Genomic DNA, 22,378 nt, shown 5'->3' on the forward strand with positions numbered 1-22,378 from the left:
CGTGACGGACGTGAAGGATCGCGTCGAGGCGCCGACGCCGCCAGATCAGCCCGACCTGCCCAAGCTCGGCCTGATCGGCTGGCTGCGCTGGACCTGGCGGCAGCTCACCTCGATGAAGACCGCGCTGGTGCTGCTCTTCCTGCTCGCGCTCGGCGCGGTGCCGGGCTCGCTGATCCCGCAGACCGCGATCGATCCGGTCAAGGTCTCCGACTTCCTCGAGGCGCACCCCAAGCTGGGTCCGTTCTACGACAAGCTCGGGCTCTTCTCGGTCTACAAGTCGGCCTGGTTCTCGGCCATCTACCTGCTGCTGTTCATCTCGCTGATCGGTTGTGTGGTGCCGCGGCTTCAGGTCTACCTGAAGGCGATGCGGGCCCGGCCGCCGAAGCCGCCGCGCAACCTCAACCGGCTGGCGGGATACCAGTCCTTCGAGGCCGGTACCGACGGCGATGTGCTGGAGCTGGCCGCGACCGAGCTGCGCCGGCGGCGTTTCCGGGTCGAGCTGTACGACGGCGCGGTGGCGGCCGAGCGGGGGTACCTGCGCGAGGCGGGCAACCTGCTCTTCCACTTCTCCTTGATCCTGGCGCTGATCGGCGCGGCCTGGGGTGCGTTGTTCGGATACCACGGCACCGTGCTGGTTGTCGTGGGCAACGAGTTCTCGAACTCGATCGCGCAGTACGACGACTTCAGCCCGGGCCGGGTGTTCAAGCCGGACGATCTGCCGCCGTTCTCGCTGAAGGTGGACAGCTTCACGGTCAAGTTCCAGACCGACGGTCCGCAGCGCGGGGCGGCGCGTGAGTTCAAGGCGCCGATCACGTACCAGGAGACGCCGGACTCGCCGGAGAAGTCGTACGACCTGCAGGTGAATCATCCGTTGCAGGTCGACGGTACCGATGTACACCTGCTCGGGCACGGGTATGCGCCGAAGGTGACGGTTCGGGACGGGAAGGGTGAGGTCGCGTTCTCCGGGCCGGCGCCGTTCCTGCCGCAGGACAGCAACTTCTCGTCGTTCGGGGTGATCAAGGCGCCGGACGCGCGGCCGGAACAGCTCGGTTTCGAAGGGTTCTTCCTGCCGACCGGGGTGATCGATCCGCAGCGTGGGCCGACGTCGGTCTTCCCTGATGCGCTCAACCCGGTGCTGGCGATGACGGCGTACTACGGCCGGCCGTCGGTGGAGACGGGCAAGCCGCAGTCGGTCTATCAGTTGGACAAGTCGAAGCTGACGCAGTTCTCGGGCGACGGTGGGGACAAGCTGCGTTTCCAGCTCGCGCCGGGGCAGAGCTTCAAGCTGCCGGACAACCGTGGCTCGATCACCTTCGACTCGTACGACCGGTGGGTGAAGCTGCAGATCAGTCACACTCCGGGTCTGCATCTGGCGCTGGCCGGGATCCTGCTCGCCATCCTCGGGTTGATGGGGTCGCTGTTCATCCACCCACGGCGTACCTGGGTGCGGGTCCGGACGCAGGACGGGCGTACCGTGGTCGAGGTCGCCGGGCTGGACCGGGGGCCCGAACGCGGCCTCGGGGACGAGATCCAGGCCATCGCAGTCGCCCTGAAGCCAGCGCCGCAATCAGCAGAACCGATGCAGGAGAAGCCATGAGCCCGGAGAACTACGCACACCTCTCCAACCTGGTCATCCCGACGGCAACCGTCATCTACATCCTCGCGATGGTCTCCCACACCCTCGAATGGGCGATGGGCCGGGCTGTGGTGACCAAAGCAGTTGCAGGAGACGCTCTGGTCACATCCGCCGTCGGCGCCGGCACCTCCGCACGGGCCGGGTCCGCCGGCGGCGCAGATGGTGTTACGTCAGCCGGCACGCTTACTTCAGCCTCTGGCTCCGCTGGGGCGTCTGCCACCTCCACCATCTCCGGCATCTCCGCCGCAGGCGGCGGAGATGCGGGGCGGTCGGAGCGGGCTGATGCTGCTAGTCGGGTTGGGTTGTTGCTGACCTGGTTGGCGTTTTTGCTGCATTTGACTGGGGTGGTTACTCGAGGGCTCGCGGCTGGGCGGGTGCCTTGGGGGAACATGTATGAGTTCTCCATCACCTCTTCGCTGGCGGTAGCGGCTGTCTATTTGTTGTTCGTGCATCGGGCCAAGCTGCAGTGGCTGGGGCTGGGTGTCACGTTGTTCGTGGCCGCGGTGCTGGGGCTGGCGACCTTGGCGCTTTATACGCCGGCTGGGCCGTTGGTGCCGGCGCTGCACTCGTACTGGCTGGTGATCCACGTGTCGGCCGCGGCGATCTCCGGTGGCGCGTTCACCATCGGCGGGCTGGTTTCGATCCTGTACCTGGTCAAGGCGCGCGCCGAGCGGCGGGTGCTGGACGGCGGGACGATGTCGGCGTCGCTGAAGCGGCTGCCGAGTGCCGAGGCGATGGACGGTACGGCGTACAAGGTGCTGGCGTTCGCCTTCCCGCTGTGGACCTTCGGCGTGCTGGTGGCCGGGCCGATCTGGGCGGAGTACGCCTGGGGCCGGTACTGGGGCTGGGACCCCAAGGAGGTCTGGTCGCTGGTCACCTGGGTCGTCTACGCGGCGTACCTGCACGCTCGCGCGACGGCCGGCTGGCGTGGCCGCCGGGCCGCGACGATCGCGATCGTCGGCTGGTTCGTCTTCATCTTCAACTTCGTCGGCGTGAACCTGCTCGTGTCCGGCCTGCACTCCTACGCCGGGGTCTGAGCCATGAAGGAATTCGCCATCTACACCGGCCTGCGGCTGGTGCTGTTCCTGGTCTCCTTCGGCATCCTCTGGGTCGCCTTCCACACCTGGCTGAGCGCCTGGCCGCTGGCCCTGCTCGCCCTGTTCATCACCGCCATCCTGTCCCTGTTCGTCCTCCGCTCCGCCCGCGACCGGCTCGCCGCCAAGATCGACGAGCGAGCCGGCCGGATTGCGTCCCGGATGGAGGCCGCCCGGGCGGCCGAGGACGAGGACTGACAGCAGTACGGGACTTCGCAGTACCGGATATCGGACAGCCGGCTCGCCTGATGGCGGCCGGCTGTTTGCGTCTGTTCAGGCGGGGATGAGTAAGACCAGTGGATCGCTGGTACTCAGAGTGACGTAGGACACAGAAGCCTCCGGAAGAAAATCGTTTGTGCAGTCCTTCACATGAGTCGTAACGTAGTTGATGAAACGAAACCGTTTCGTTCTATCAGCAATCAAACGACTACCGAGGGTGATACAGAGACCATGGCCGATGTTGCCGATGCAGGTCCGCGCCAGCGGCCGCGGGTCGAGGGCGGGCGCGAGGACGAGATCCTCGACGCGACGGTCGCGACGCTGGCCGAGCTGGGTTACGACCGGCTGACGATGGACGCGGTGGCGACGGCCGCCAAGGCCAGCAAGGCGACGCTGTACCGGCGATGGTCGACCAAGGCGGAGCTGGTCGTGGACGCGATCAGCCGCGCCAAGGGCTGCCCGATGCCCGAGGACGTCGACACCGGGAGCCTGCGCGGCGACCTGATCTCGATGTCGTGCGGCGAGGGCGGGTTCACCGAGGAGATGCCGATGTCGGTGATGGCCGGTCTGATGACCGCGCTGCACCGCGACGAGGATCTCAAGCGGGCCTTCCAGGAGCTGTTCCTGGCGCCCCGGATCGCGATCACCAACGGGGTCTACCGGCGCGCTGTGGAGCGGGGCGAGATCGGGCCCGACGTGGATGTCGAGCTGCTCTCGGTCACGCTGCCGGCGATCGTCGTCCACCAAGCCTTCGTACTCGGCATCGAGCCGACCGAGGACCTCATTCTCCGAGTGATCGACAACGTGATCATGCCTGCGGCGCGGGGGTCGCAGGTGAGCTGAGCCGGTGAGGGGCCGGCCGGCGACCTAAAAGCCAGTTACACCCAAGAGGGGATATTGCAGCATGTCTGAAGACGTCATCAAGGCCGACCCGCCAGAGGGGCGACCGGTCGACTCGGTGGCCGAACCGGCTACCCACGGCCACCGCAATCTCGGTATCGCGCTCGCGCTGATCTCCATGGCGCAGCTGATGGTGGTGCTCGACGGCACCATCGTCAACATCGCGCTCCCGCACATCCAGAAGGACCTCGGCTTCACCAACGGCTCGCTGCCGTGGGTCGTCAACGCGTACGCGCTCGCCTTCGGTGGTCTGCTGCTGCTCGGTGGCCGGATCGGGGACATCCTCGGCCGCCGCAAGGTGTTCATGTTCGGTGTGGTGCTGTTCGGCGTCGCGTCGTTCCTCGGTGGTATCGCGCAGAACGAGACCCTGCTGCTGGCCAGCCGGGTCCTGCAGGGCCTGGGTGCCGCGGCGGCCTCACCGAACGCGCTCGCCCTGATCACCACCACCTTCCCGGCCGGCAAGGAGCGCAACCGCGCGATGGCCGTGTACGCCGCCATGTCCGGCGCGGGTGCCGCCGTCGGCCTGATTCTCGGTGGTCTGCTGACCGAGGCGTCGTGGCGCTGGACCTTCTTCATCAACACCCCGATCGGCCTGATCGTCGCGGTCCTGGCGATCCGGTACCTCGGTGAGTCGGCGCGTCAGCACGGCAAGTTCGACCTGCCCGGCGCGATCACCGGCACCATCGGTCTGACCTCGCTGGTCTACGGTCTGACCCACGCCGGCAGCAAGGGCTGGGGCAACAGCGCCACCCTCGCGTTCATCATCGGCGGCGTCGCCCTGATCGGTGTCTTCCTGCTGATCGAGGCCCGCTCGCGGCACGCGCTGATGCCGTTCCGGATCCTCGCGAACCGGACCCGTGGGATCAGCTTCTTCGTGATGCTGATCGTCGGCGCGGCGCTGTTCTCGATGTTCTACTTCCTCGGCATCTTCATCCAGAACGTGCTCGGCTACAGCGCGCTGAAGACCGGCTTCGCCTTCCTGCCGTTCAGCTTCGGCATCGTGGTCGCGGCCCAGCTCGCCTCCACGCTGATCGCCCGGATGGACCCGCGCTGGATCTCCGGTGCCGGTGCAGCGATCGCCGCGGGCGGCATGTTCGGCTTCACCCAGCTCGAGGTGGGCTCCAGCTACGCCGCTCACCTGCTGCCGTACATCCTGCTGCTGTCCTTCGGGATGGGCCTGATCTTCGTACCGCTCACGCTGACCGCGGTCAGTGGGGTCGCGGACGAGGACTCCGGGGTCGGATCCGCGGTCCTGAACACGGTCCAGCAGATCGGTGGTGCGGTCGGCCTGGCGCTGCTGGGCACGGTCTCCACCAACGCGATCAAGGACAAGTTCACCGAGCTCGCGCCGGGGCTGGCCAAGGCATCGCAGGCCGCACCGGATCAGGCCGGCGTACTGGCCAAGCAGGCCGAGGCCGTCGCCACCACGCACGGTTTCACCACCGCGTTCATGGTGTCGGCGATCATGTTCGTCGGTGCCGCGTTGTTCACCCTGGTCGGTCTCTCGGTCAAGCACCAGGACCTGGCCAACGACGGCAAGCCGGTCCACGTCGGCTGACGTCACCGTAGTACGCGAAGGGCCGTCTTCCGGAGGGGGAGGCGGCCTTTCGTCATGCCCGGCTAGAGCGGTTTGCGCATCACGACTTCGTGGTGGACGCCGTCGGGCATCAGTTCGCCCTCGATGTCGGTGTCGGCGAAACCGCTGCGCAGGTAGAGCGCGTGGGCCTTGTCGTTGCCATCAGCAACGGACAGCTGGAGGGTGTGGGCGGCGGCCTGGTCGCGGGCCCATTGCTCGACCTTGGCCATCAGCTGGTCGCCGATGCCGCGGCCACGGCCGGTCGGCGCGATCCACATCGAGATCAGCTCGACGACGCCGTTCTCGTCGGTGCGGACGCCGCTGGCCATGCCTACCGGCGTACCGTCGAGGACCGCGACGAAGTTGCGGGAGCCGGGGAGGTCGAGCCGGGCGCGCCAGCGCTCTTCCTCGGCGTCGACCCAGTCGGCCAGCTGCGAGCCGAAGGCGTAGGGGGCTTCCTCGAGGGCGGCCAGGCGCAGCTCACGCCAGAGCTGCCAGTCGTCTGTGGTGAGTTCGCGGAGTTCGATCACCCCGCCAGCCTCTCGCGCTGACGGGGTCGTGCTCAAATGACTAAGACCGCGGGGGCTGGAACTTCGAGGAGACCCAGTCGCGGACGCCGCCGAGGCCGTCGCCCATGTCGCGCAGCAGCTTGGCCAGCGGGTCCTGGGAGCGGGCGAAGGAGTCGGAGTACGACTTGGCGGCGTTCTTCGCCTCCTGCGTCATCGAGGCGTCGCCGTCCTCCTGCCGCTTCGGGTAGGTGCCGGAGACGATCGAGGTGTACTCGCCCTCGTCCACCCAGCGGCGCAGCTCGTGCGCGCGGATGACGGCCAGCGGGTGCGACTGCGCCTCGAGCAGCAGCAGCTTGAGCACGCTGTCGCGCAGGTCGCCGGAGCTCTCGTACTCCGTGCCCTGGGCCAGGAACGCGGTGGTGTCGAGCTGGTCGAGCTGGCCACCGCTGGCGAGCTTCATCTGCACCCGCAGCGCTGCCGCCGGGTCCTGTACTGCGAGCAGGCCGGCCCGGTCGCCGGACAGCTCCGCCTTGCGGGACCACTCGTGCAGTGCAGCGATGATCGCCCGCAACCCGAAGGCGCCGATCGGCATCCAGTTGACGGCGCCCGTGAGCCGCATCAACCAGAGCAGCAGCGACTGGTACAGGGCGTGCCCGCTCTGCGCGTGGCCGAGTTCGTGGCCGAGGATGAACCGGGTCTCCTCGTCGTCGAGGCCCTGGATCAGCGCGCTGTTGAGCACGATGAACGGCTTGTCCATGCCGATCGTGACCGCGTTCCACACCGGGCTGTTGGTGACGTACAGCTCGGGCAGCTGACGGACGTCGAGCGTCGTCGCGGCCTCGGTGTACAGGGTGTGGATCTTGGGGAACTGACGCTCGTCGACCCGGATCGCCGAACCGAGGAACTGCAGCCGGAAGGCCCGCTCGTTGATCAGCCCGGACATCTTCCGCAGGATGAAGTCGAAGCCCTTCAGCTGCCGCAGCGCGACCAGCGCGCCGCGGTCGGCGGGGTGCTCCCAGGCCCGCGAGCTGATGTCGGTCAGAGTCACCCGCGGCCGGGTCGGCCGCTCTTCGTTCTCACTCATCAATCCCCCACGGGTCGGCGTAGACCACCAACCTAGCTCGCTTCGGGGTCCGGTTGCAGAGAGTAGGAATACCTAAACTGTCGGTACTGTCCTAGCCTGACCAGATGAGTAGCAACCGTCCAATGCCGTCTCGGGAGGTTGATCGGCGCGACGACAAGGCTCGGGCCTGGGTCTCCGAGGCGATCCGGCTCGTCGAGGCCGATGCCAACCGCAGTGCCGACACCCACCTGCACGCCTTCCCGATGCCGGCCTCGGTCGGGGTCGACCTGTACCTGAAGGACGAGTCGGTCCATCCGACCGGCTCGCTCAAGCACCGGCTGGCCCGGTCGCTGTTCCTGTACGCGCTCTGCAACGGGTGGATCGGCGAGGGCACCACGGTGATCGAGGCGTCCAGCGGCTCGACAGCGGTCAGCGAGGCGTACTTCGCCCGGCTGCTCGGGCTGCCGTTCATCGCGGTGATGCCGGCCTCGACCAGCCCGGAGAAGATCGGGCTGATCGAGTTCTACGGCGGCCGCTGCCACTTCGTCGAGCGCTCCGGGCAGATCTACGGCGAGGCCAAGCGGCTGGCCGAGGAGACCGGCGGCCACTACATGGACCAGTTCACCTACGCCGAGCGGGCGACCGACTGGCGGGGCAACAACAACATCGCCGAGTCGATCTTCAACCAGCTCTCGCTCGAGCAGCACCCGGTCCCGACCTGGATCGTGGTCGGCGCGGGGACCGGCGGCACGTCGGCGACGATCGGCCGGTACGTCCGGTACCAGCGGCACGAGACGTCCGTCGCGGTGGTCGACCCGGAGAACTCGGCCTTCTTCCCGGCCTTCGAGTCGCTGGACGGTGACTTCGCCACCGGGCGGCCGTCGCGGATCGAGGGGATCGGGCGGCCGCGGGTCGAGCCGTCGTTCGTGCTCGGGGTGGTCGACCGGATGATCGCGGTGCCGGATGCTGCTTCGATCGCGGCGATGCGGTTCTGCTCGGCCGTGACCGGGCGGTTGGTGGGCGGATCTACCGGTACCAACCTGTGGGGGTCGTTGCGGCTGGCGGCGGAGATGCGGCGTACCGGCGTACAGGGGAGCATCGTGACGTTGCTGTGCGACAGCGGCGGGCTGTATGGCGACACCTACTACGACGACGACTGGCTGAAGCGCAGTGGGATCGATCTGGCGCCGTACACCGAGACGCTGGAGGGGTTTGCTCAGACTGGGCGGTGGCGGGAGCCTGTGCGCTAGTTGCCCAGGAAGAGGCCGACGGTCAGGCCGATGGCGTAGACCAGTTCGGTGAGGCCGGTGCCCTGGAGCACGGGGATGAGTGCGGGGCCTACTGCGTCGCTTAGGACCGTTTTGGCGGCCTTGGCGGCCAGGGGCAGGGCAACCAGGGCTAGGAGAGTCCAGGGGGTTGCCACGGCTGAGACGGCTGCCAGGATGAAGGCTAGGGCGATCAGGGCGGCGTACAGGCGTCTTGAGTTGGCTGCACCCAGTACTACGGCCAGGGTGCGCTTGCCCGTTACTGAGTCGGTGGGGATGTCGCGGAGGTTGTTGGCGACCAGGAGTGCGCAGGCGATGCTGCCGATGGCTACTGCGCCGGCTACTGCGGTCCAGTGGAGCTTTTCGGCTTGGACGTAGGTCGTGCCGAGTACTGCGACCAGGCCGAAGAACAGGAAGACGCTGATCTCGCCGAGGGCGCGGTAGCCGTAGGGCTTCTTGCCGCCGGTGTAGAACCAGGCGCCGAGGATGGATGCGGCTCCTGGGACCAGTAGCCACCAGGTGGTGGTGATGGCTAGTACCAGGCCGAGTGCTGCGCCGATGCCGAAGCAGGTGAACGCTACGGTCTTCACCTGCTGCGGGGTGGCGACCTTGGCACCTACTAGGCGGAGCGGGCCGACCCGGTTCTCGTCGGTGCCGCGGATGCCGTCGCTGTAGTCGTTGGCGTAGTTGACGCCGATCTGGAGCATCAGGGCGACGCCGAGTGCGAGCAGGGCCTTCCACCAGACGAAAGCATCGAGGTAGGCGGCTGCGCCGGTACCGACGAGCACGGGAGCGATCGCGGCGGGCAGGGTGCGAGGGCGAGCGCCTTCGATCCACTGGGCAGGGGTGGCCATGGCAAACGATTCTGTCAGCCGGTCGGTAAGGGCTTGCAGCCGGTACGGGACGCGGGGTCGCGCGGGGTGCGCCGTACGCTCGGAGGGACATGTCTACGTTGCGCCTGGTCCCTGGCACCCCGGATGCCGTCCTGTCGGCACTGACCGCCTTGCTGGACGGTACCGGTACTGCGTTCGCCCCGTTGCCGGGCGATCCGGCCGCTGCGGCGCGCGTCGGCCAGGCGGTGGTACCGGACGAGCCCCTCGAGTCTTCCGGGGTCGGCGTGGTGCTGGCGACCTCCGGGTCCTCGGGCGAGCCGAAGGGTGTCTTGCTCTCGACGGCTGCCCTGGTCGCGTCGGCCACGGCCACGCATGAGCGGCTTGGCGGCCCCGGCCAGTGGCTGCTCCCGATGCAGCCGTACTTCGTCGGGGGGCTGCAGGTCCTCACCCGGTCAGTGCTGGCCGGCTACACACCAGTGGTCGCGAGCGACTACCCGGACTTCGCGGCGGGGGCCTCGGCGATGACGGGGGAGCGGCGCTACACGGCGATGGTGCCGACGCAGTTGGCGCGGTATCTGCGGACGGATGTCGAGGTGCTGCGGGGCTTCGATGCGATCGTGATCGGCGGGGCGGCGATGCCGGCCGGGTTGAAGGCCGAGGCGGCCGAGGCGGGCGTGACCGCGATTCCGTCGTACGGGATGACAGAGACGGGCAGTGGGTGTGTATATGCCGGCGAACCGTTGGCGGGGACCTCGCTGCGGCTGGACGACCAGAGGATTCTGATCAAGGGGCCGACGCTCTTCTCCGGCTACCGCTTGCAGCCTGAGTTGACGGCGGAGGTGCTGCGGGACGGGTGGTTTCGGACTCAGGACCGTGGTGAGTTGGTTGATGGCCGGCTGCGGGTGGTGGGGCGGGTGGATGATGTCGTCATCTCTGGTGGGGTGAATGTGACGGTTACTGCCGTGCAGGCGCGGTTGCTGGAGCATCCGGGGGTCAAGGATGCTGTTGTGCTTGGGGTTCCTGACAGTGAATGGGGTTCGCGGGTGGTTGCGTTCGTGGTGGGGGAGGTCGGGCGCGAGGAGCTGCGGGATTTTGTGGGTGAGGTGTTGCCTCGGACGTGGGCGCCTCGGCAGGTGGTGGGGTTGAGCGCGTTGCCGATGCTTGCTTCGGGCAAGGTTGATCGGCAGAGGTTGCTGGACGGTGTGCGGTGATCACTTATGCGATCGGGTTGAAGAACCGGTTTCGCGGGATCACGGTGCGCGAGGGGATGTTGTTCGAGGGGCCGGCGGGGTGGGCCGAGTGGTCGCCGTTTCTGGACTACGACGATGCGACGTGTGTGGCTTGGCTTCGGGCGGCGTACGAGGCCGCTTATGACGGGTGGCCTGCGGCGGTGCGTTCCGAAGTACCGGTGAACTGCACTGTGCCGGCGATCGGACCGGAGAAGGCTGCGGCGATCGTGCGGGCGTCGGGGTGCGGGACGGCGAAGGTGAAGGTGGCTGAGCCGGGGCAGACGCTCAGGGATGACTTGGAGCGGGTGGAGGCTGTCCGCGATGCCATTGGTGGCGGGCAGGTGCGCATCGATGCCAATGGGGCCTGGTCTGTGGATGAGGCGCTGCGGGCGTTGAAGGAGCTGCAGCGGTTCGACCTGGAGTATGTGGAGCAGCCGTGTGCTTCGGTGGAGGACCTGGCGGCTGTACGGCGGCGTACCGACGTACTGGTTGCTGCCGATGAGTCCATCCGTCGGGCCGAGGATCCCTTGCTGGTCAAGAAGCTTGAGGCGGCCGACATCGCCGTACTGAAGGTGCAGCCGATCGGCGGCGTCCGGGCCTGTCTGGACATCGCTGAGCAGATCGGGCTGCCAGTGGTCGTCTCCTCCGCGTTGGAGACCTCTATCGGGATCGCTGCCGGGGTTGCGCTTGCAGCGGCTCTCCCTGAGCTCCCGTACGCGTGCGGTCTTGCCACTGTCTCCATGTTCACGGCAGAGGTCGTCGACGAGCCGCTGCTGCCGGTCAACGGCTTCCTGCCGGTTAAGCGGCTCGTGCCGGCTCCAGAGTTGCCAACTGCTGACCAAGCGACCACAGCCAAGTGGGAAGCGCGGTTCGCGAGGGTAGAAGCACTGAGAGGAACCAGATGAACCCGTCCACGGCATTCGCGACTGTAGTGGTCGACGAGCTGATCAGGTCCGGGGTCCGTGAGGCCGTACTGGCTCCCGGGTCCCGCAGCACCCCGCTGGCTCTCGCGCTGGCCGCTGCCGACCGCGACGGGCGTCTGCGGCTCCACGTACGCATCGACGAACGTACTGCGGGCTTCCTGGCGATCGGCCTGATCCGTGGCACCGGTCTGCCGGTACCGGTGCTGACGACCTCCGGGACTGCGGTAGCCAACCTCTACCCCGCGGTGCTCGAGGCATCCCACAGTGGTCTGCCACTGATCGTGTTGAGCGCAGATCGCCCGCCGGAGCTGCGGGGGACGGGTGCCAACCAGACGACCGACCAGCTCAAGGTCTTTGGCGACGCCGTCCGCCTCTTCCATGAACTCGGTACGCCGAGCAAGCAGCTCGGGCAGGTCGCCTACTGGCGCTCGTCGATCGCCCGCGCCGTCTCGGCAGCCGTCGGCGCCCGCACCGCCGACCCAGGCCCGGTCCAGCTCAACTGCCCACTAGTCGAGCCGCTGGTCCCCACCGACGACGGCGACTGGCCCGAACCCCTCGACGGCCGCACCACCGGCCCCTGGACGAGTGTGCACGCGACGGGCGCGCAGCCCTCCGCCGTAGCCCCCGGCCCCAAGACGGTTGTGGTCGCAGGCGACGGCGCCTCCCAGGCGGCGAGGTTGGCGGCCGAGGCCGGCAACTGGCCGCTGTTCGCTGAACCCTCCAGCCGGGCGAGGACCGGCCCGGCGGTCATCTCCGCCTACCGATTGTTGCTTGCAGCAACGTCTCCGGCTGCAACCGCGCAGGCGGCACCGTCGACGCCGGGGACGGCGGCTGAGGCGGTGGCTTCGCTCGGGGCGGAGATCGAGCGGGTGATTGTGTTCGGGCATCCGACCTTGTCGCGGCCGATCTCCAAGTTGCTTGCACGGCCGGACGTTGAGGTGATCGTGGTTGCGCCGACCGGGCTCTGGCCTGATGCTGCGCATCGGGCGGCGTCGGTCGTCACCGGGCTTGAGGTGATCGGCTCCGATCAGACCGACTGGCTGGACCGGTGGCTGCATGCCGACCAGCTGGCGCGGGCTGCGATGGACAAGGTGCTTGCTCCGGTCGGTGGGCGGGCCGGGGCGGCCGGTGGGTTGTCGGGGCCGCTGGTTGCGGCGGTGGTTGGGGAAGCGGTCGGGGCTGACGGGATGCTTGTTGTTGCCTCTTCCAATGCGGTGCGGGATCTTGATCTGGCTCCGGTGGTGCCGATTCGGACGGTGGCCAACCGGGGGCTGGCGGGGATCGATGGGACGCTCTCCACGGCGGTGGGTGCCGCATTGGCCAACGCGGGGGCGACGCATGCGCTGGTGGGGGATCTTGCTTTCCTGCATGACTCCAACGGGCTGGTGATCGGGCCGGCTGAGCCTCGGCCCGACCTTCGCATTGTGGTGCTCAACGACAACGGGGGTGGGATCTTCGCCACGCTCGAGCAGGGTGGTGGCGACCACGCCGACTACTTCGAGCGCGTCTTCGGTACGCCGCATGACGTCGACCTCGCAGCGCTCTGCGCCGCCACCGGTACGCCACACCAACTAGTGGAGACAGCAGACGAGTTGCGGGAGGTACTGGCTCGCACGGTGGCCGGCATCGACGTTGTAGAGGTCAGAGTGGATCGCTCGGCTCATCGAGAGCTACATGCTGACCTACACCAGGCAGTCAGCCAGTTGTAGCTGCAACTTTGGTTCGTGTGGGGAGAGCCGGCTGGAGGGTGCGGAGTCGGCCGAGTAGACAGCCGACTACGACTAGTACCAAGGCCGTGGTGACCAGGATGGGGATGACTGCGCCGCGCAGTGAGGAGTTGAGCGGCGAGGCGATCGTCAGGACGATGCTGACGCCTATCAAGGCAGTGGCGAGCTTGCGGCCGGGGCGGGCCACCGCCAGGAACGGTAGGCACCAGATGAAGTACCAGTCGTGCGCAGTCGGCCCCAGCTGAACCAGTGCCAGCAAGGCAATCCCCACTGCCCGAGCAGCGTTGTGGATCGACGACCGCAACCCCAGTACCGCGATCAGCCCGATCGCGATGAGCATCGCCAGCAACCGCACGATCTGCAGCGCCTGCTGGGCAGCGGTGTCCTCGCCGAGCCACCCCAGTACGCCGGAAGCCCCCAACGCAATCAAGTTGGAAATCGACAAAGGCGACTTGATCAGCCCTGGAACATCGAGCGCACTGAGCCACCCCGACCCCACCCCGGTCAGCTCGCCAACGGTCACCAGGGTCAGTACAGAGATCGCCCCCGCAATCGTCAGGCTGGCCAGTCGCAGGCGAGCGCGCCCAGCCAGCGGACTCATCACTGCGGCGATGGCGACGACCACGAGCCCACCCGGGAGCTTCACGGCCGCAGCAATACCGGCGAGGACAGCAGCTGTGCCCCAATGACCAGTGAGGGCTATCGCGAAGGCAGCGCAGGCCAGTCCCAGCATGAGGATGTCGTTGTGGGCCGCGCCCAACCCGTGCGCGATCAGCATCGGGTTGGCGACGACTAGCCAGGTTGCGATGGCCGGGTTGACCCGGCAGGCGGTGGCGAGCCGTGGCACGGCCCAGGCGATCAGTACGAAGCCCAGTACTGCGAGCAGCCGGTGCGCCAGCATGAGTACGTACGGATCCATGGTCAGCCGCGCGACGAGACCGCCGTACGCGAGCGGTATCGGACCGTACGGCGCAGGCGTCTGCATCCACATCGGGTCGACAGCCTCGATCACATGCCCGGACAGCACACCCGGGCCGACGCTGTAGGGGTCGTACCCCTCCGCGACCAGTGCGCCCTGCGCCGCATAGCTCCAGACATCCCTGCTGAACAGGGGCGGCCCGAGCAGCAGCGGCACACTCGTCCACACGATGAACGGCGTCAACCGGTACCGGACCCCCGCCAGCACTTGCCGTCCGACCGACAGCCAGGCCCAAACCATCAGCCCCAGCCCAGCCACCATGAACGCCAGCCCGGTCATCCGCCCCGGCAGCGTCGACCGCAGGTCACTGGCAATCGGCAACGACGCCACCCACGACGACTCCGGCACCACCGAGGTCACCAAGGAGGCGGCGGCGACAACGCATGAGCCAATCACCCCACGAACCAGCGCCAGCGGTACCCGCATACCGCCGACGCTAGTTCGCTAAAACGACCCTCTGATGAACACGAGGGGTCAGGCGGATTCCTTGCGGAAGGTGCGGGCTCCCACGGCCAGGCCGACGACAGTGAGCAGTACTACCCAGAAGAGGCCCCACAGGGACGCACTGCTGGAGATGTCGCCGCGGAAGAGCGCACGGACCCCGTTGACGACATGCTTGAGCGGGCTGATGTCGGACAGCCGCTGCAGCCAGGTCGGGCCGATCTGCATCGGCAGCAGGATGCCGGACAGCAGCAGGAGCGGCATGGCGATGCCGTTGAGCAGCGGCGCCAGGGCGTCCTCGCTCTTGGTGATGAGCGCTACGGAGTACGAGAGCGAGGCGAAGGTCGCGCCGAGCAGGGCGACGATCACCAGCGACAGCAATACGCCGCCCCACGGTGCGCGCAGTCCCAGTGGCAGCGCGGCCAGCAGCAGGAGGATCGACTGCACGACGAGTACCACGACGTCTCGTAGTACGCGGCCTGCCATCAGCGCGATCCGGGAGGCCGGCGTGACCCGGTCGGCCTCGATCACGCCGGCCCGGTACTCCGCGATCAGGCCGAAGCCGACGAACATCGCGCCGAACATGCCGAGTTGGACGATCAGGCCAGGGATGAACACCTGGTAGGCGTTCGTGGTCGCGCCCTGGCTGATCTGCGCGGTGATCGGCTTGAGCAGCGGGCCGAACAGGAACAGGTACATCAGCGGCTGGCTCAGCATCAGGATCGACCACATCGGATTGCGCAGCGACAGCCGCATCGCGCGGTTGAAGACGATCCAGGTGTCGGTCAGGACCTTCATGCGGCCTCCTCCTTGTCATCCGCCGAGGAGGTGTCCTCGTCGCGCAGGGAACGGCCGGTCATCGTCAGGAACACGTCGTCCAGGGTCGGCCGGTGTACCTCGACGCCGTGCAACTCGATGCCCTGGGCATCGATCGAGCGGAGCAGCGACGGAAGTACCGAACCGCCCTTGGGGATCCGGAAGCCCACCACATCACCGTCGGTCTCGACAGCGACCGCACCCGGCAGCTCCGCCACGATCTTGCTCACCGCAGGCGCCTGCGCGGCATCGGCCAGGCTCAGCCGTACGCCGTCACCGGAGACCTGCTGCTTGAGCTCCTCGGGCTTGCCGGCCGCGACGATCTTGCCGTGGTCGATGACCAGGATCCGGTCGCAGAGCGCGTCCGCCTCGTCCAGGTAGTGGGTGGTGAGGAAGATCGTCGCGCCCCGGTCGCGCAGGCCGCGGATGTGCTCCCACAGGTTCGCCCGCGCCTGCGGGTCGAGGCCGGTGGTCGGCTCGTCCAGGAAGATCAGCTTGGGGTCGTGGATCAGCCCCATCACGATGTCGAGCCGGCGCCGCTGGCCGCCCGACAAGGTCTTGCACTGCCGCCGCCACAGGCCCGGCAGGTCCAGCTCGTCGAACAGCGCCTGGCCGTCGGCGGCTGCCTTCTTCTTGCTCACGCCGTACAGCCGGGCGTGGTCGACGACCTCGTCGCCGGCGATCGCTTCGGGCAGCGTCGAGCCGCTCTGCGGGACATACCCGATCCGCCGGCGGACACCGACCGGATCCTTGGCCAGGTCGCAGCCGGCCACGGTCGCGGTCCCGCTGGTCGGCGTGATCAGGGTCGCCAGCATCCGCATCGTGGTGGTCTTGCCGGCCCCGTTCGGGCCGAGGAAGCCGACGATCTCCCCGTCGGCGACATCCAGGTCTACCCCCTGCACGGCCTGCACCGGCCCGCGCTTGGTCTTGAAGGTGCGGACGAGTCCGCGAGCTTCGATCATCATGCGGACAGTGTCGAACAATCAACATTGAATAGTCAATGTTGATTAAATCTGAAACCTGGCTCAGCCGGGCGGGTCGGGGATGGTGCCCCAATGGGTCGTGAGCCCGGGAGGCGGCTCCCAGCTCGGCGGCTCGCCGGCGAACGAGTACTCCCCGTCGGCCACCCGCTGGCGGAAGCCGCGCGTCCACTCCAGCTCGCCCCGGTCGCGGGCGCTGGAGATACGGAACATCTCGACCACGTGGTTCGGCGTACCGGGGTCTTCGGCGATCTGGCGCTCGGAGAACGGCTCGGCCTTCTCGAGTTGCTCCAGCTGCACGATGCGGGACTCCAGGGCGGCCAGCACCTCGTCGCGACGCAGCGACCAGAGGAAACTGAGCGCGGCCTGCATCTGGCCGGGCTGGAAGCCGTTGACCGTCCAGAGCGCCGATCGCAGCAGCGAGAAGTACTCCGACTCGCCGTCGTTGGTCAGCTTGTACGACGTCCTGCCGGGTTTGTGCCCGGCGCCTTCCTCCAGCTCCATCAGGTAGCCGTGCTTGGCCAGCGTGCGCAGCCCGGTGTAGATCGAGCCGGGGTTGATGTTCGCCCAGTGCTCCACCTGCCAGGTCATCAGCTCGCGGCGCAGCTGGTACCCGTACGCGGGCTGGAAGATCCGGACGACCCCGAGCAGGAGCAATCGCGTGGTGGACATGATCGCAGTGTAAATTCACCTGCCCGTGTCCGTTGCTGCCCGTAGGGTGACTGGGCATGAGCACGCGGCTGACCACCGATCCGGCAGACTTCCAGGCGACCGTCTTCCCGTTCCTGACCCGCGATCCGGTCCGGCACACCCTCATCCTGAGCAACGTGGCCGACCGTGCCGCCAATCAGTACGAGCCCGAGCCCTCGTACTTCGTCTCCGTCCACGACGACGACACCGGCGAGGTGACCGGCGCCGCGATGCGGACTCCCGGCCGGCGCGTCTACGTCGGCGCCCTCCGAGCGGACCTCGCGGCCGAAGTAGCCGAGGCGTACTTCGAGGTGCTCCCCGGACTCGGCGGCGTCGCCGGCGACCGCGCCGCCGTCACCGCCTTCGGCCAACGCTGGGCGGAGCTGTCCGGCGCAGACCGTGCACCTTGGACGGAGTCAGCGGGCACCCGACTGCACCAACTCGAGACGCTCACCCCACTGACGGCCCCCGGCGCCATCCGTCCGATGCGCGAGACCGACATCCAACTCGCCCACGAGTGGATGCTCGACGGCTTCCCCGAGGAGGCCCCCTTCCTGGAACCCGACTGGGCCGAACACAAACTCGCGCAAGGCACTCTCTGGTTCTGGGAAGCCGACGACGAACCGGTATGCATGGCCGCCCACCGCACCCCCGTCTTCGGCGTCAGCCGCGTCGGCCCCGTCTACACCCCACCCACCCACCGCCGCCACGGCTACGCCGGCGCCCTCACCGGCGAGGTCACCGCCAAACTCCTTGCCCAAGGCATCAAACCCTGCCTCTACACCGATCTCGCCAACCCCACCTCCAACAAAATCTACGCCCAACTCGGCTACCTCCCCGTCACCGACTTCGTCGACTTGATCTTCACCCCATGAAGGTCCGCGTAACCGCCGACCCGGCGGAGTTCAAGGCGACCGTTTACCCTTTCCTGCAACGCGATCCGGTCCTCAACTCCTACATCCTCAGCAACACCGAGGATCGCATCAACGGCATCCTGCACGACCCCGCGCCGCCGGTGTTCCTGTCGATCCACGACGACACGGACGCGGTGCTGGGCGCCGCCTTCTGCACCGCACTCCGCGGCATCCAACTCGGCGCATTACCTGATGCCTTGGTCCCGGCGATCGCCGACACCTGCGCCGCCCAAGCACCCAACCCAGACGTCATCGCCGGTACTGCGAGCGCCGCCCTCCTGCTGGCTGAACTGCTTGCCGCGCACGCCGGCAGAACCTTCCGCCGGACAACCGGCATGCGGCTGCACAAGCTCGGCACCTTCGTCGAACAGCACGCGGAAGGCACCGCCCGCCAGGCGGTTGCGGCGGATGCGGAGACTGTTGTGCCTCTGCTGGTCGCCTACGGAATCGAGCTCGGACATCCCCTGTCACCCGACGAGCAGGAGCGCTGGGTTCGTACCAGGATCGAACGCGGCCGACTATGGCTCTGGGAAGACGGAGGCCGCGTGGTCAGCGTCGTCGGCCACCAGCAGACCCTCTTCAACTCAACCCGGGTGGGCCCCGTCTATACCCCTCCCTCCGCCCGCGGCCACGGGTACGCCAGCGCTCTCACCGCCCACGTCACCCAGGTCCTCCGAGCCACGGGCTCCGAGGTTTGCCTGAATACCGATCTCGCCAACCCCACGTCCAACAAGATCTACGCCGCCATCGGCTACCGGCCCGTGAACGACTTCGTCGTCTACGAACTCAGCTGAAGCCGGTGCTGTTCAGGTGGGCCTCACCCTCGACGTGGAGTCTCAAGAGTGGTTGCTAGCGGCAACTAGTGGACGGCGGTGCATACCTAATACCGGCAGGCAACCGCTTACCCCGGCGCGCCGCGGTGGTTCGCGGGGGTTGTGTATGCGTGGCGGCCCGGTTCCTCACCGATCCAGGCTCTGAGGCGACTTTGTGCTCGAAGCTAGATCCAGCCGTGGGTGCGGGCTACCCGGACTGATTCGTGGCGGTTGGTGGTGTTCAGTTTGGTGGCGGCTGAGGAGAGGTAGTTGCGGACTGTGCCGGGGGAGAGGGAGGCGCGGCGGGCTATCTGTTCGATCGGGGCGCCGTCCGCGGCGTGTTCGAGGACTTCGGCTTCGCGGGGGGTTAGGGGGTTGTCGCCGGCGGAGATGGCTTCGGCGGCTAGCTCGGGGTCTACGTAGCGGCCGCCGGTGTGGATGGTGCGGATGACGTCGGCCAGGACCTGGGCGGAGACGGTCTTGGGGAGGAAGCCGCGGACGCCTGCCGCGAGGGCTTGTTTCAGATGGCCGGGGCGGCCGTGGCCGGTGACGATCAGGCAGTGGCAGGTGGGGAGTTCGGTGCGTAGGGCTTGGACTACGCCTATGCCGCCTATGGCGGTGGAGCCGGTTACGCCGGGCATCTGGAGGTCCAGGACTGCTACGTCTGGGTGGTGGAGGCGGGCCATTGCCAGGGCCTCGTCGGAGGAGGCTGCTTGGGCTACTACGTCTAGGTCGGGTTCCAGGGAGAGGAGCGCGGCCAGGGCAGTGCGGATGAGGTTCTCGTCGTCGGCGAGGAGGAGGCGGATCATGTGCTGGCCGGGAGTTGGACGACGAGGATGAAGCGGCCGGGGGTGCTGCCGACGGTCAGGGTGCCGCCGAGGGAGCCCAGGCGTTCGCGGAGACCGGCGATACCGGTACCGGACGAGCCGCCGCCGGTGGAGCGGGCAGTAGCGGTGGTGGATGAGTCGACGGCGGAGGAGGACGCAGCGGAGGAGGAGGCGGTGCGGACGCCGTCGTTTTCCATGCGCAGGATGGTGAGCTCGGGGCTGAGGTCCAGCTCGATCTTGCAGACGGTCGCGTCGCTGTGCTGGATGACGTTCGTGGTGCCTTCCCGGACCACCCAGCCGAGCGCCGTCTGGCTTGCGGGCGTCAGCGCGGAGCCGTCGCCGATGATGCGGCAGTTGACGCCCGCGGACCGGAGTACCGATTGGGCGCCGGCCAGTTCAGTGGCGAGGTCGGTGGCGCGGTAGCCGCTGACGACGGCCCGCATCTCGCGGAGCGAGTCGTGGGCGATCTGGCGGACGTCGAGCATCTGGTCGGCGGCGGTGGCGTCCCCTCGCGTTGCCAGTGCAGCAGCCAGCTCACTTCGTACTGCCACCAGGGACAGGTTGTGGCCGAGCGTGTCGTGCAGATCACGCGCGAACCGCAGTCGCTCCTCGGCGATCGCCAGCTGAGCGCTGACCGCCCGCGACCGGTCGATCTCCCAGCCCAGCCCGAGGGTCCAGGCCGAGATGCGGCAGGTGAAGGCGATGAAGGCGACCGTACTGAGGTAGGCGAACCCCGGCTCCACCCGAACTGCCAACGCCGCGGTCAGAACGCTGCCGGCGAGCATGACCCCGAAGAGGCTCATCCAGCGCAGCATCGGCGTCAGTGCGAAGGTCAGCCCGCCGGCCAGCACCAGGATCACGCCGTCCCGGAGATCCGAGTCGCCGATCCAAGCGAACCTGGGGAAGGCCAGCGCCGCTGCCGGGACCCCGGCTACTGCCAAGGCGATCGGACCGATCAGCGCACGGCTGCTGACCTGCTTTCCATGCAGGTACCGCCCGAGACTCTCGCGAAGCAGGTAGAGGTTGGCCGCGGTGTGCGCGACAACGACGAGCAGAAAGACGACTACGCCCAGGACGCGGTGTTGCCGCTCGCTGAAGATGGCCAGGGCGGCGATCGGGATCTCGGCACAGCAAATGCCGTAGAGCGGCCAGCGGAGGCTGATGTCGAAGCGCTCGGCTCTGCTGCGCGCTAGCCACCAGCGCGGGACGGAAACCATGGTGGTCAGCCTGTCACGTTGCTCAACGACGGGGCTCCCAGAGGAACCAGCGGCGGGTCGCCAGCCCACCGACGATCACCCAGGCCAGCAGGACCAGCAGCGGCTGTACTGCGGGTACGAACGACCCCGCCAAGCTCACTGTGCTCCCACCCGGCGTGGTGCCCGACAGGCCGAGCCGCAGCAACTCCACCACCGGCGTCAGTGGCAGTAGCCGTGACAAGTGGTCCAGCCACGACGGTAGTTCGGACAGCGGGAAGTACAGCCCACTGAAGTTCAGCGGAACGATCAGGAAGGGCAGGGTCGTCAGTTGCGCCATCTCCACGCTGCGGGTCAGGGCGGTGGTAGCAGCCGCGAGTAGGACGAACACAGCCCCGCCGAGCAACAGGGCGAGCACCACCAGCAGGAGGTTCACCGGTACGGGTAACCCGACCAGCAACGCGCTGGCGATGGCGGCGAGCACCGCCTGCGCCCAGGCGATGACCACTGCGGGGATCGCGGCACCAGCCAGGATCTGCAGGTCGGTGGCTTCGCCGGTGCGCAGTCGTTTGAGGACGAGTTCCTCGCGGCGAGCGACCAGCGAGCTGACCAGGTTGTAGTAGATGAAGAGGTTCAGCGACACGGCCGCGATCATGGTGAGGATCGCCGTGCCCGGGTCCGGGCCGACGACGGACATCAGCTCTGCCGACGACTGCAGTCCGAGGACGACGAAGATCGGCAGACCGATGGCGACCAGTACGGCCAGCGGGTTGCGGCGGAGCAGCAGAGCCTCCGACCAGGCCAGTGAGGTCATGCGGCTGCTCCTTCGGTCGAGTCGGCGATCGGGCCCGAGGCGGCGATCGCGAGGAAGGCTTCCTCCAGCGAGGCCGGGCGGGCGGTGAGTTCGGTCAGCTGGATACCGGCCTGCGCTGCCCAGGCCAGCAGCGCGGTGAGGGTGAGCTGCAGGTCCTCGGTGTCGAGGAAGACCTTGCCGCCGGCGTCGACGGTGGCAACAGCCTGCGGAAGCGAAGGAAGCCGAGCGTCGGCCGGGAGATGGAACGAGATCCGGGCCGGACGGATGCCGGCGATCTCGGCCGGCGTACCGAGTCCGACGATGCGGCCGTGGTGCATGATCGCCAACCGGTCGGCGAGCTCGGCGGCTTCGGCGAGATAGTGCGTCGTCAGCAGCACCGTCGTACCCGACGACAGCAGCCGAGAGATCAGCTGCCACGTGCGTTGCCGGTTCTCCGGATCGAGACCGGCGGTCGGCTCGTCGAGGAACAGCAGATCCGGCTGGCCGGCGATCGCGAGACCGAGGCTCAGCCGTTGCCGCTCGCCGCCGGACAGTTGGCGGACGCGGACACCGGCTCGCGAGGTCAGCTCGACGAGCTCGAGGATCTCGCCGACCGGGCGCGGCGTGCTGAGCGTCCCGGCCCACATCTTGGTGGTCTCGGCGACGGTCAGATCGGCCGCGAAACCCCTGTCCTGCAACATGATTCCGATCCGCGACCGGACCAATCGCCGATCCCGGTACGGGTCGTGGCCGAGCACCCGGACGGTGCCGGAGGTCGGTTGCGCGAGTCCTTCGAGCACCTCCAGCGTGGAGGTCTTGCCGGCCCCGTTCGTGCCGAGCAACGCGAAGAGCTCACCCCGGCGTACTGCGAAGTCGACCCCGCGCACTGCCTCGTAGCCGGGCCGGCCGGCGTACCGGCGGGTGAGCCGCTCGACCTGGATGACCGCTGATTCGTCCAT

Annotated in this window: 22 protein-coding genes; 11 read left to right on the forward strand and 11 right to left on the reverse strand. The window is 67.9% G+C overall.

What is annotated here, in order from left to right; all coding sequences use genetic code 11:
- Position 1 precedes the first annotated feature (1 nt).
- The 5 genes from resB (at position 2) to ABD116_RS26660 (ending at position 5,407) form a co-directional block, all read left to right on the forward strand.
- Complete coding sequence (gene resB / locus ABD116_RS26640; protein ID WP_343975836.1) at positions 2–1,597, forward strand: cytochrome c biogenesis protein ResB; 1,596 nt, start codon at positions 2–4, stop codon at positions 1,595–1,597.
- Positions 1,594–2,673: a c-type cytochrome biogenesis protein CcsB gene (ccsB, locus tag ABD116_RS26645; protein WP_343975838.1), complete on the forward strand. Its 1,080-nt coding sequence runs from the start codon at positions 1,594–1,596 to the stop codon at positions 2,671–2,673. Before resB ends, ccsB begins: the two co-directional genes overlap by 4 nt.
- Positions 2,674–2,676: 3 nt before the next feature.
- Positions 2,677–2,928 (forward strand): DUF4229 domain-containing protein, encoded by a 252-nt coding sequence (locus ABD116_RS26650; RefSeq protein ID WP_343975841.1) that lies wholly within the window; start codon positions 2,677–2,679, stop codon positions 2,926–2,928.
- A gap of 252 nt (positions 2,929–3,180) precedes the next feature.
- Positions 3,181–3,792, forward strand: coding sequence for a TetR/AcrR family transcriptional regulator (locus ABD116_RS26655; protein WP_343975843.1), 612 nt, complete (start codon positions 3,181–3,183; stop codon positions 3,790–3,792).
- Between the two features lie 61 nt (positions 3,793–3,853).
- Positions 3,854–5,407 (forward strand): MFS transporter, encoded by a 1,554-nt coding sequence (locus ABD116_RS26660; RefSeq protein WP_343975846.1) that lies wholly within the window; start codon positions 3,854–3,856, stop codon positions 5,405–5,407.
- Between the two features lie 62 nt (positions 5,408–5,469).
- On the opposite strand, the gene ABD116_RS26665 is transcribed toward ABD116_RS26660, so the two are convergent.
- A complete protein-coding gene (locus tag ABD116_RS26665; protein ID WP_343975849.1) occupies positions 5,470–5,955 on the reverse strand; it encodes a GNAT family N-acetyltransferase in 486 nt (161 codons plus the stop codon).
- Positions 5,956–5,995: 40 nt separating this feature from the next.
- A complete protein-coding gene (locus tag ABD116_RS26670; RefSeq protein WP_343975852.1) occupies positions 5,996–7,018 on the reverse strand; it encodes a M48 family metallopeptidase in 1,023 nt (340 codons plus the stop codon).
- A gap of 104 nt (positions 7,019–7,122) precedes the next feature.
- Here ABD116_RS26670 and cds1 point away from each other — a divergent pair, with 104 nt between their 5' ends.
- Positions 7,123–8,247: an L-cysteine desulfhydrase Cds1 gene (cds1, locus tag ABD116_RS26675; protein ID WP_343975855.1), complete on the forward strand. Its 1,125-nt coding sequence runs from the start codon at positions 7,123–7,125 to the stop codon at positions 8,245–8,247.
- Here cds1 and ABD116_RS26680 read toward each other — a convergent pair.
- A complete protein-coding gene (locus tag ABD116_RS26680) occupies positions 8,244–9,116 on the reverse strand; it encodes a 1,4-dihydroxy-2-naphthoate polyprenyltransferase (RefSeq protein ID WP_343975858.1) in 873 nt (290 codons plus the stop codon). The two genes, cds1 and ABD116_RS26680, sit on opposite strands and share 4 nt — an antisense overlap.
- Before the next feature lie 89 nt (positions 9,117–9,205).
- Here ABD116_RS26680 and menE point away from each other — a divergent pair, with 89 nt between their 5' ends.
- From menE to menD, 3 genes are read left to right on the forward strand one after another with little or no spacing between them, the layout of a single operon-like run.
- Entirely contained in the window at positions 9,206–10,306 is a 1,101-nt protein-coding gene (gene menE, locus ABD116_RS26685) for an o-succinylbenzoate--CoA ligase (protein WP_343975861.1), read from the forward strand.
- Positions 10,303–11,229 carry an o-succinylbenzoate synthase gene (locus ABD116_RS26690; RefSeq protein WP_343975864.1) on the forward strand — a complete coding sequence of 309 codons (927 nt, stop codon included), beginning with the start codon at positions 10,303–10,305 and terminating at the stop codon, positions 11,227–11,229. The genes menE and ABD116_RS26690 overlap by 4 nt, the downstream gene beginning before the upstream one ends.
- On the forward strand, positions 11,226–12,956 hold the full coding sequence (menD, locus tag ABD116_RS26695; protein WP_343975867.1) for a 2-succinyl-5-enolpyruvyl-6-hydroxy-3-cyclohexene-1-carboxylic-acid synthase: 1,731 nt from the start codon (positions 11,226–11,228) through the stop codon (positions 12,954–12,956). Before ABD116_RS26690 ends, menD begins: the two co-directional genes overlap by 4 nt.
- On the opposite strand, the gene mptB is transcribed toward menD, so the two are convergent.
- From mptB to ABD116_RS26715, 4 genes are read right to left on the reverse strand one after another with little or no spacing between them, the layout of a single operon-like run.
- Positions 12,943–14,379 (reverse strand): polyprenol phosphomannose-dependent alpha 1,6 mannosyltransferase MptB, encoded by a 1,437-nt coding sequence (gene mptB, locus ABD116_RS26700; RefSeq protein ID WP_343975870.1) that lies wholly within the window; start codon positions 14,377–14,379, stop codon positions 12,943–12,945. The genes menD and mptB overlap by 14 nt on opposite strands.
- A gap of 48 nt (positions 14,380–14,427) precedes the next feature.
- The gene (locus tag ABD116_RS26705) at positions 14,428–15,192 is read right to left on the reverse strand and encodes an ABC transporter permease (RefSeq protein ID WP_343975873.1); all 765 of its coding nucleotides are present in this window, start codon (positions 15,190–15,192) and stop codon (positions 14,428–14,430) included.
- Positions 15,189–16,175, reverse strand: a complete 987-nt coding sequence (locus ABD116_RS26710) for an ATP-binding cassette domain-containing protein (protein ID WP_343975876.1) — start codon at positions 16,173–16,175, stop codon at positions 15,189–15,191. Before ABD116_RS26710 ends, ABD116_RS26705 begins: the two co-directional genes overlap by 4 nt.
- A gap of 60 nt (positions 16,176–16,235) precedes the next feature.
- The gene (locus ABD116_RS26715; protein WP_343975879.1) at positions 16,236–16,862 is read right to left on the reverse strand and encodes a PadR family transcriptional regulator; all 627 of its coding nucleotides are present in this window, start codon (positions 16,860–16,862) and stop codon (positions 16,236–16,238) included.
- 56 nt (positions 16,863–16,918) lie between these two features.
- Here ABD116_RS26715 and ABD116_RS26720 point away from each other — a divergent pair, with 56 nt between their 5' ends.
- Positions 16,919–17,755, forward strand: coding sequence for a GNAT family N-acetyltransferase (locus ABD116_RS26720; RefSeq protein WP_343975882.1), 837 nt, complete (start codon positions 16,919–16,921; stop codon positions 17,753–17,755).
- Positions 17,752–18,588 (forward strand): GNAT family N-acetyltransferase, encoded by an 837-nt coding sequence (locus tag ABD116_RS26725; RefSeq protein WP_343975885.1) that lies wholly within the window; start codon positions 17,752–17,754, stop codon positions 18,586–18,588. Before ABD116_RS26720 ends, ABD116_RS26725 begins: the two co-directional genes overlap by 4 nt.
- A 203-nt stretch (positions 18,589–18,791) precedes the next feature.
- Here ABD116_RS26725 and ABD116_RS26730 read toward each other — a convergent pair whose 3' ends face one another.
- From ABD116_RS26730 to ABD116_RS26745, 4 genes are read right to left on the reverse strand one after another with little or no spacing between them, the layout of a single operon-like run.
- Positions 18,792–19,415 carry a response regulator transcription factor gene (locus tag ABD116_RS26730; RefSeq protein ID WP_343975888.1) on the reverse strand — a complete coding sequence of 208 codons (624 nt, stop codon included), beginning with the start codon at positions 19,413–19,415 and terminating at the stop codon, positions 18,792–18,794.
- Positions 19,412–20,650 (reverse strand): sensor histidine kinase, encoded by a 1,239-nt coding sequence (locus ABD116_RS26735; protein WP_343975891.1) that lies wholly within the window; start codon positions 20,648–20,650, stop codon positions 19,412–19,414. The genes ABD116_RS26730 and ABD116_RS26735 overlap by 4 nt, the downstream gene beginning before the upstream one ends.
- A gap of 22 nt (positions 20,651–20,672) precedes the next feature.
- The gene (locus tag ABD116_RS26740; protein ID WP_343975894.1) at positions 20,673–21,440 is read right to left on the reverse strand and encodes an ABC transporter permease; all 768 of its coding nucleotides are present in this window, start codon (positions 21,438–21,440) and stop codon (positions 20,673–20,675) included.
- Positions 21,437–22,378 (reverse strand): ABC transporter ATP-binding protein, encoded by a 942-nt coding sequence (locus ABD116_RS26745; RefSeq protein ID WP_343975897.1) that lies wholly within the window; start codon positions 22,376–22,378, stop codon positions 21,437–21,439. Before ABD116_RS26745 ends, ABD116_RS26740 begins: the two co-directional genes overlap by 4 nt.

This window comes from Kribbella koreensis, assembly GCF_039525325.1.
Lineage (GTDB): Bacteria > Actinomycetota > Actinomycetes > Propionibacteriales > Kribbellaceae > Kribbella > Kribbella koreensis.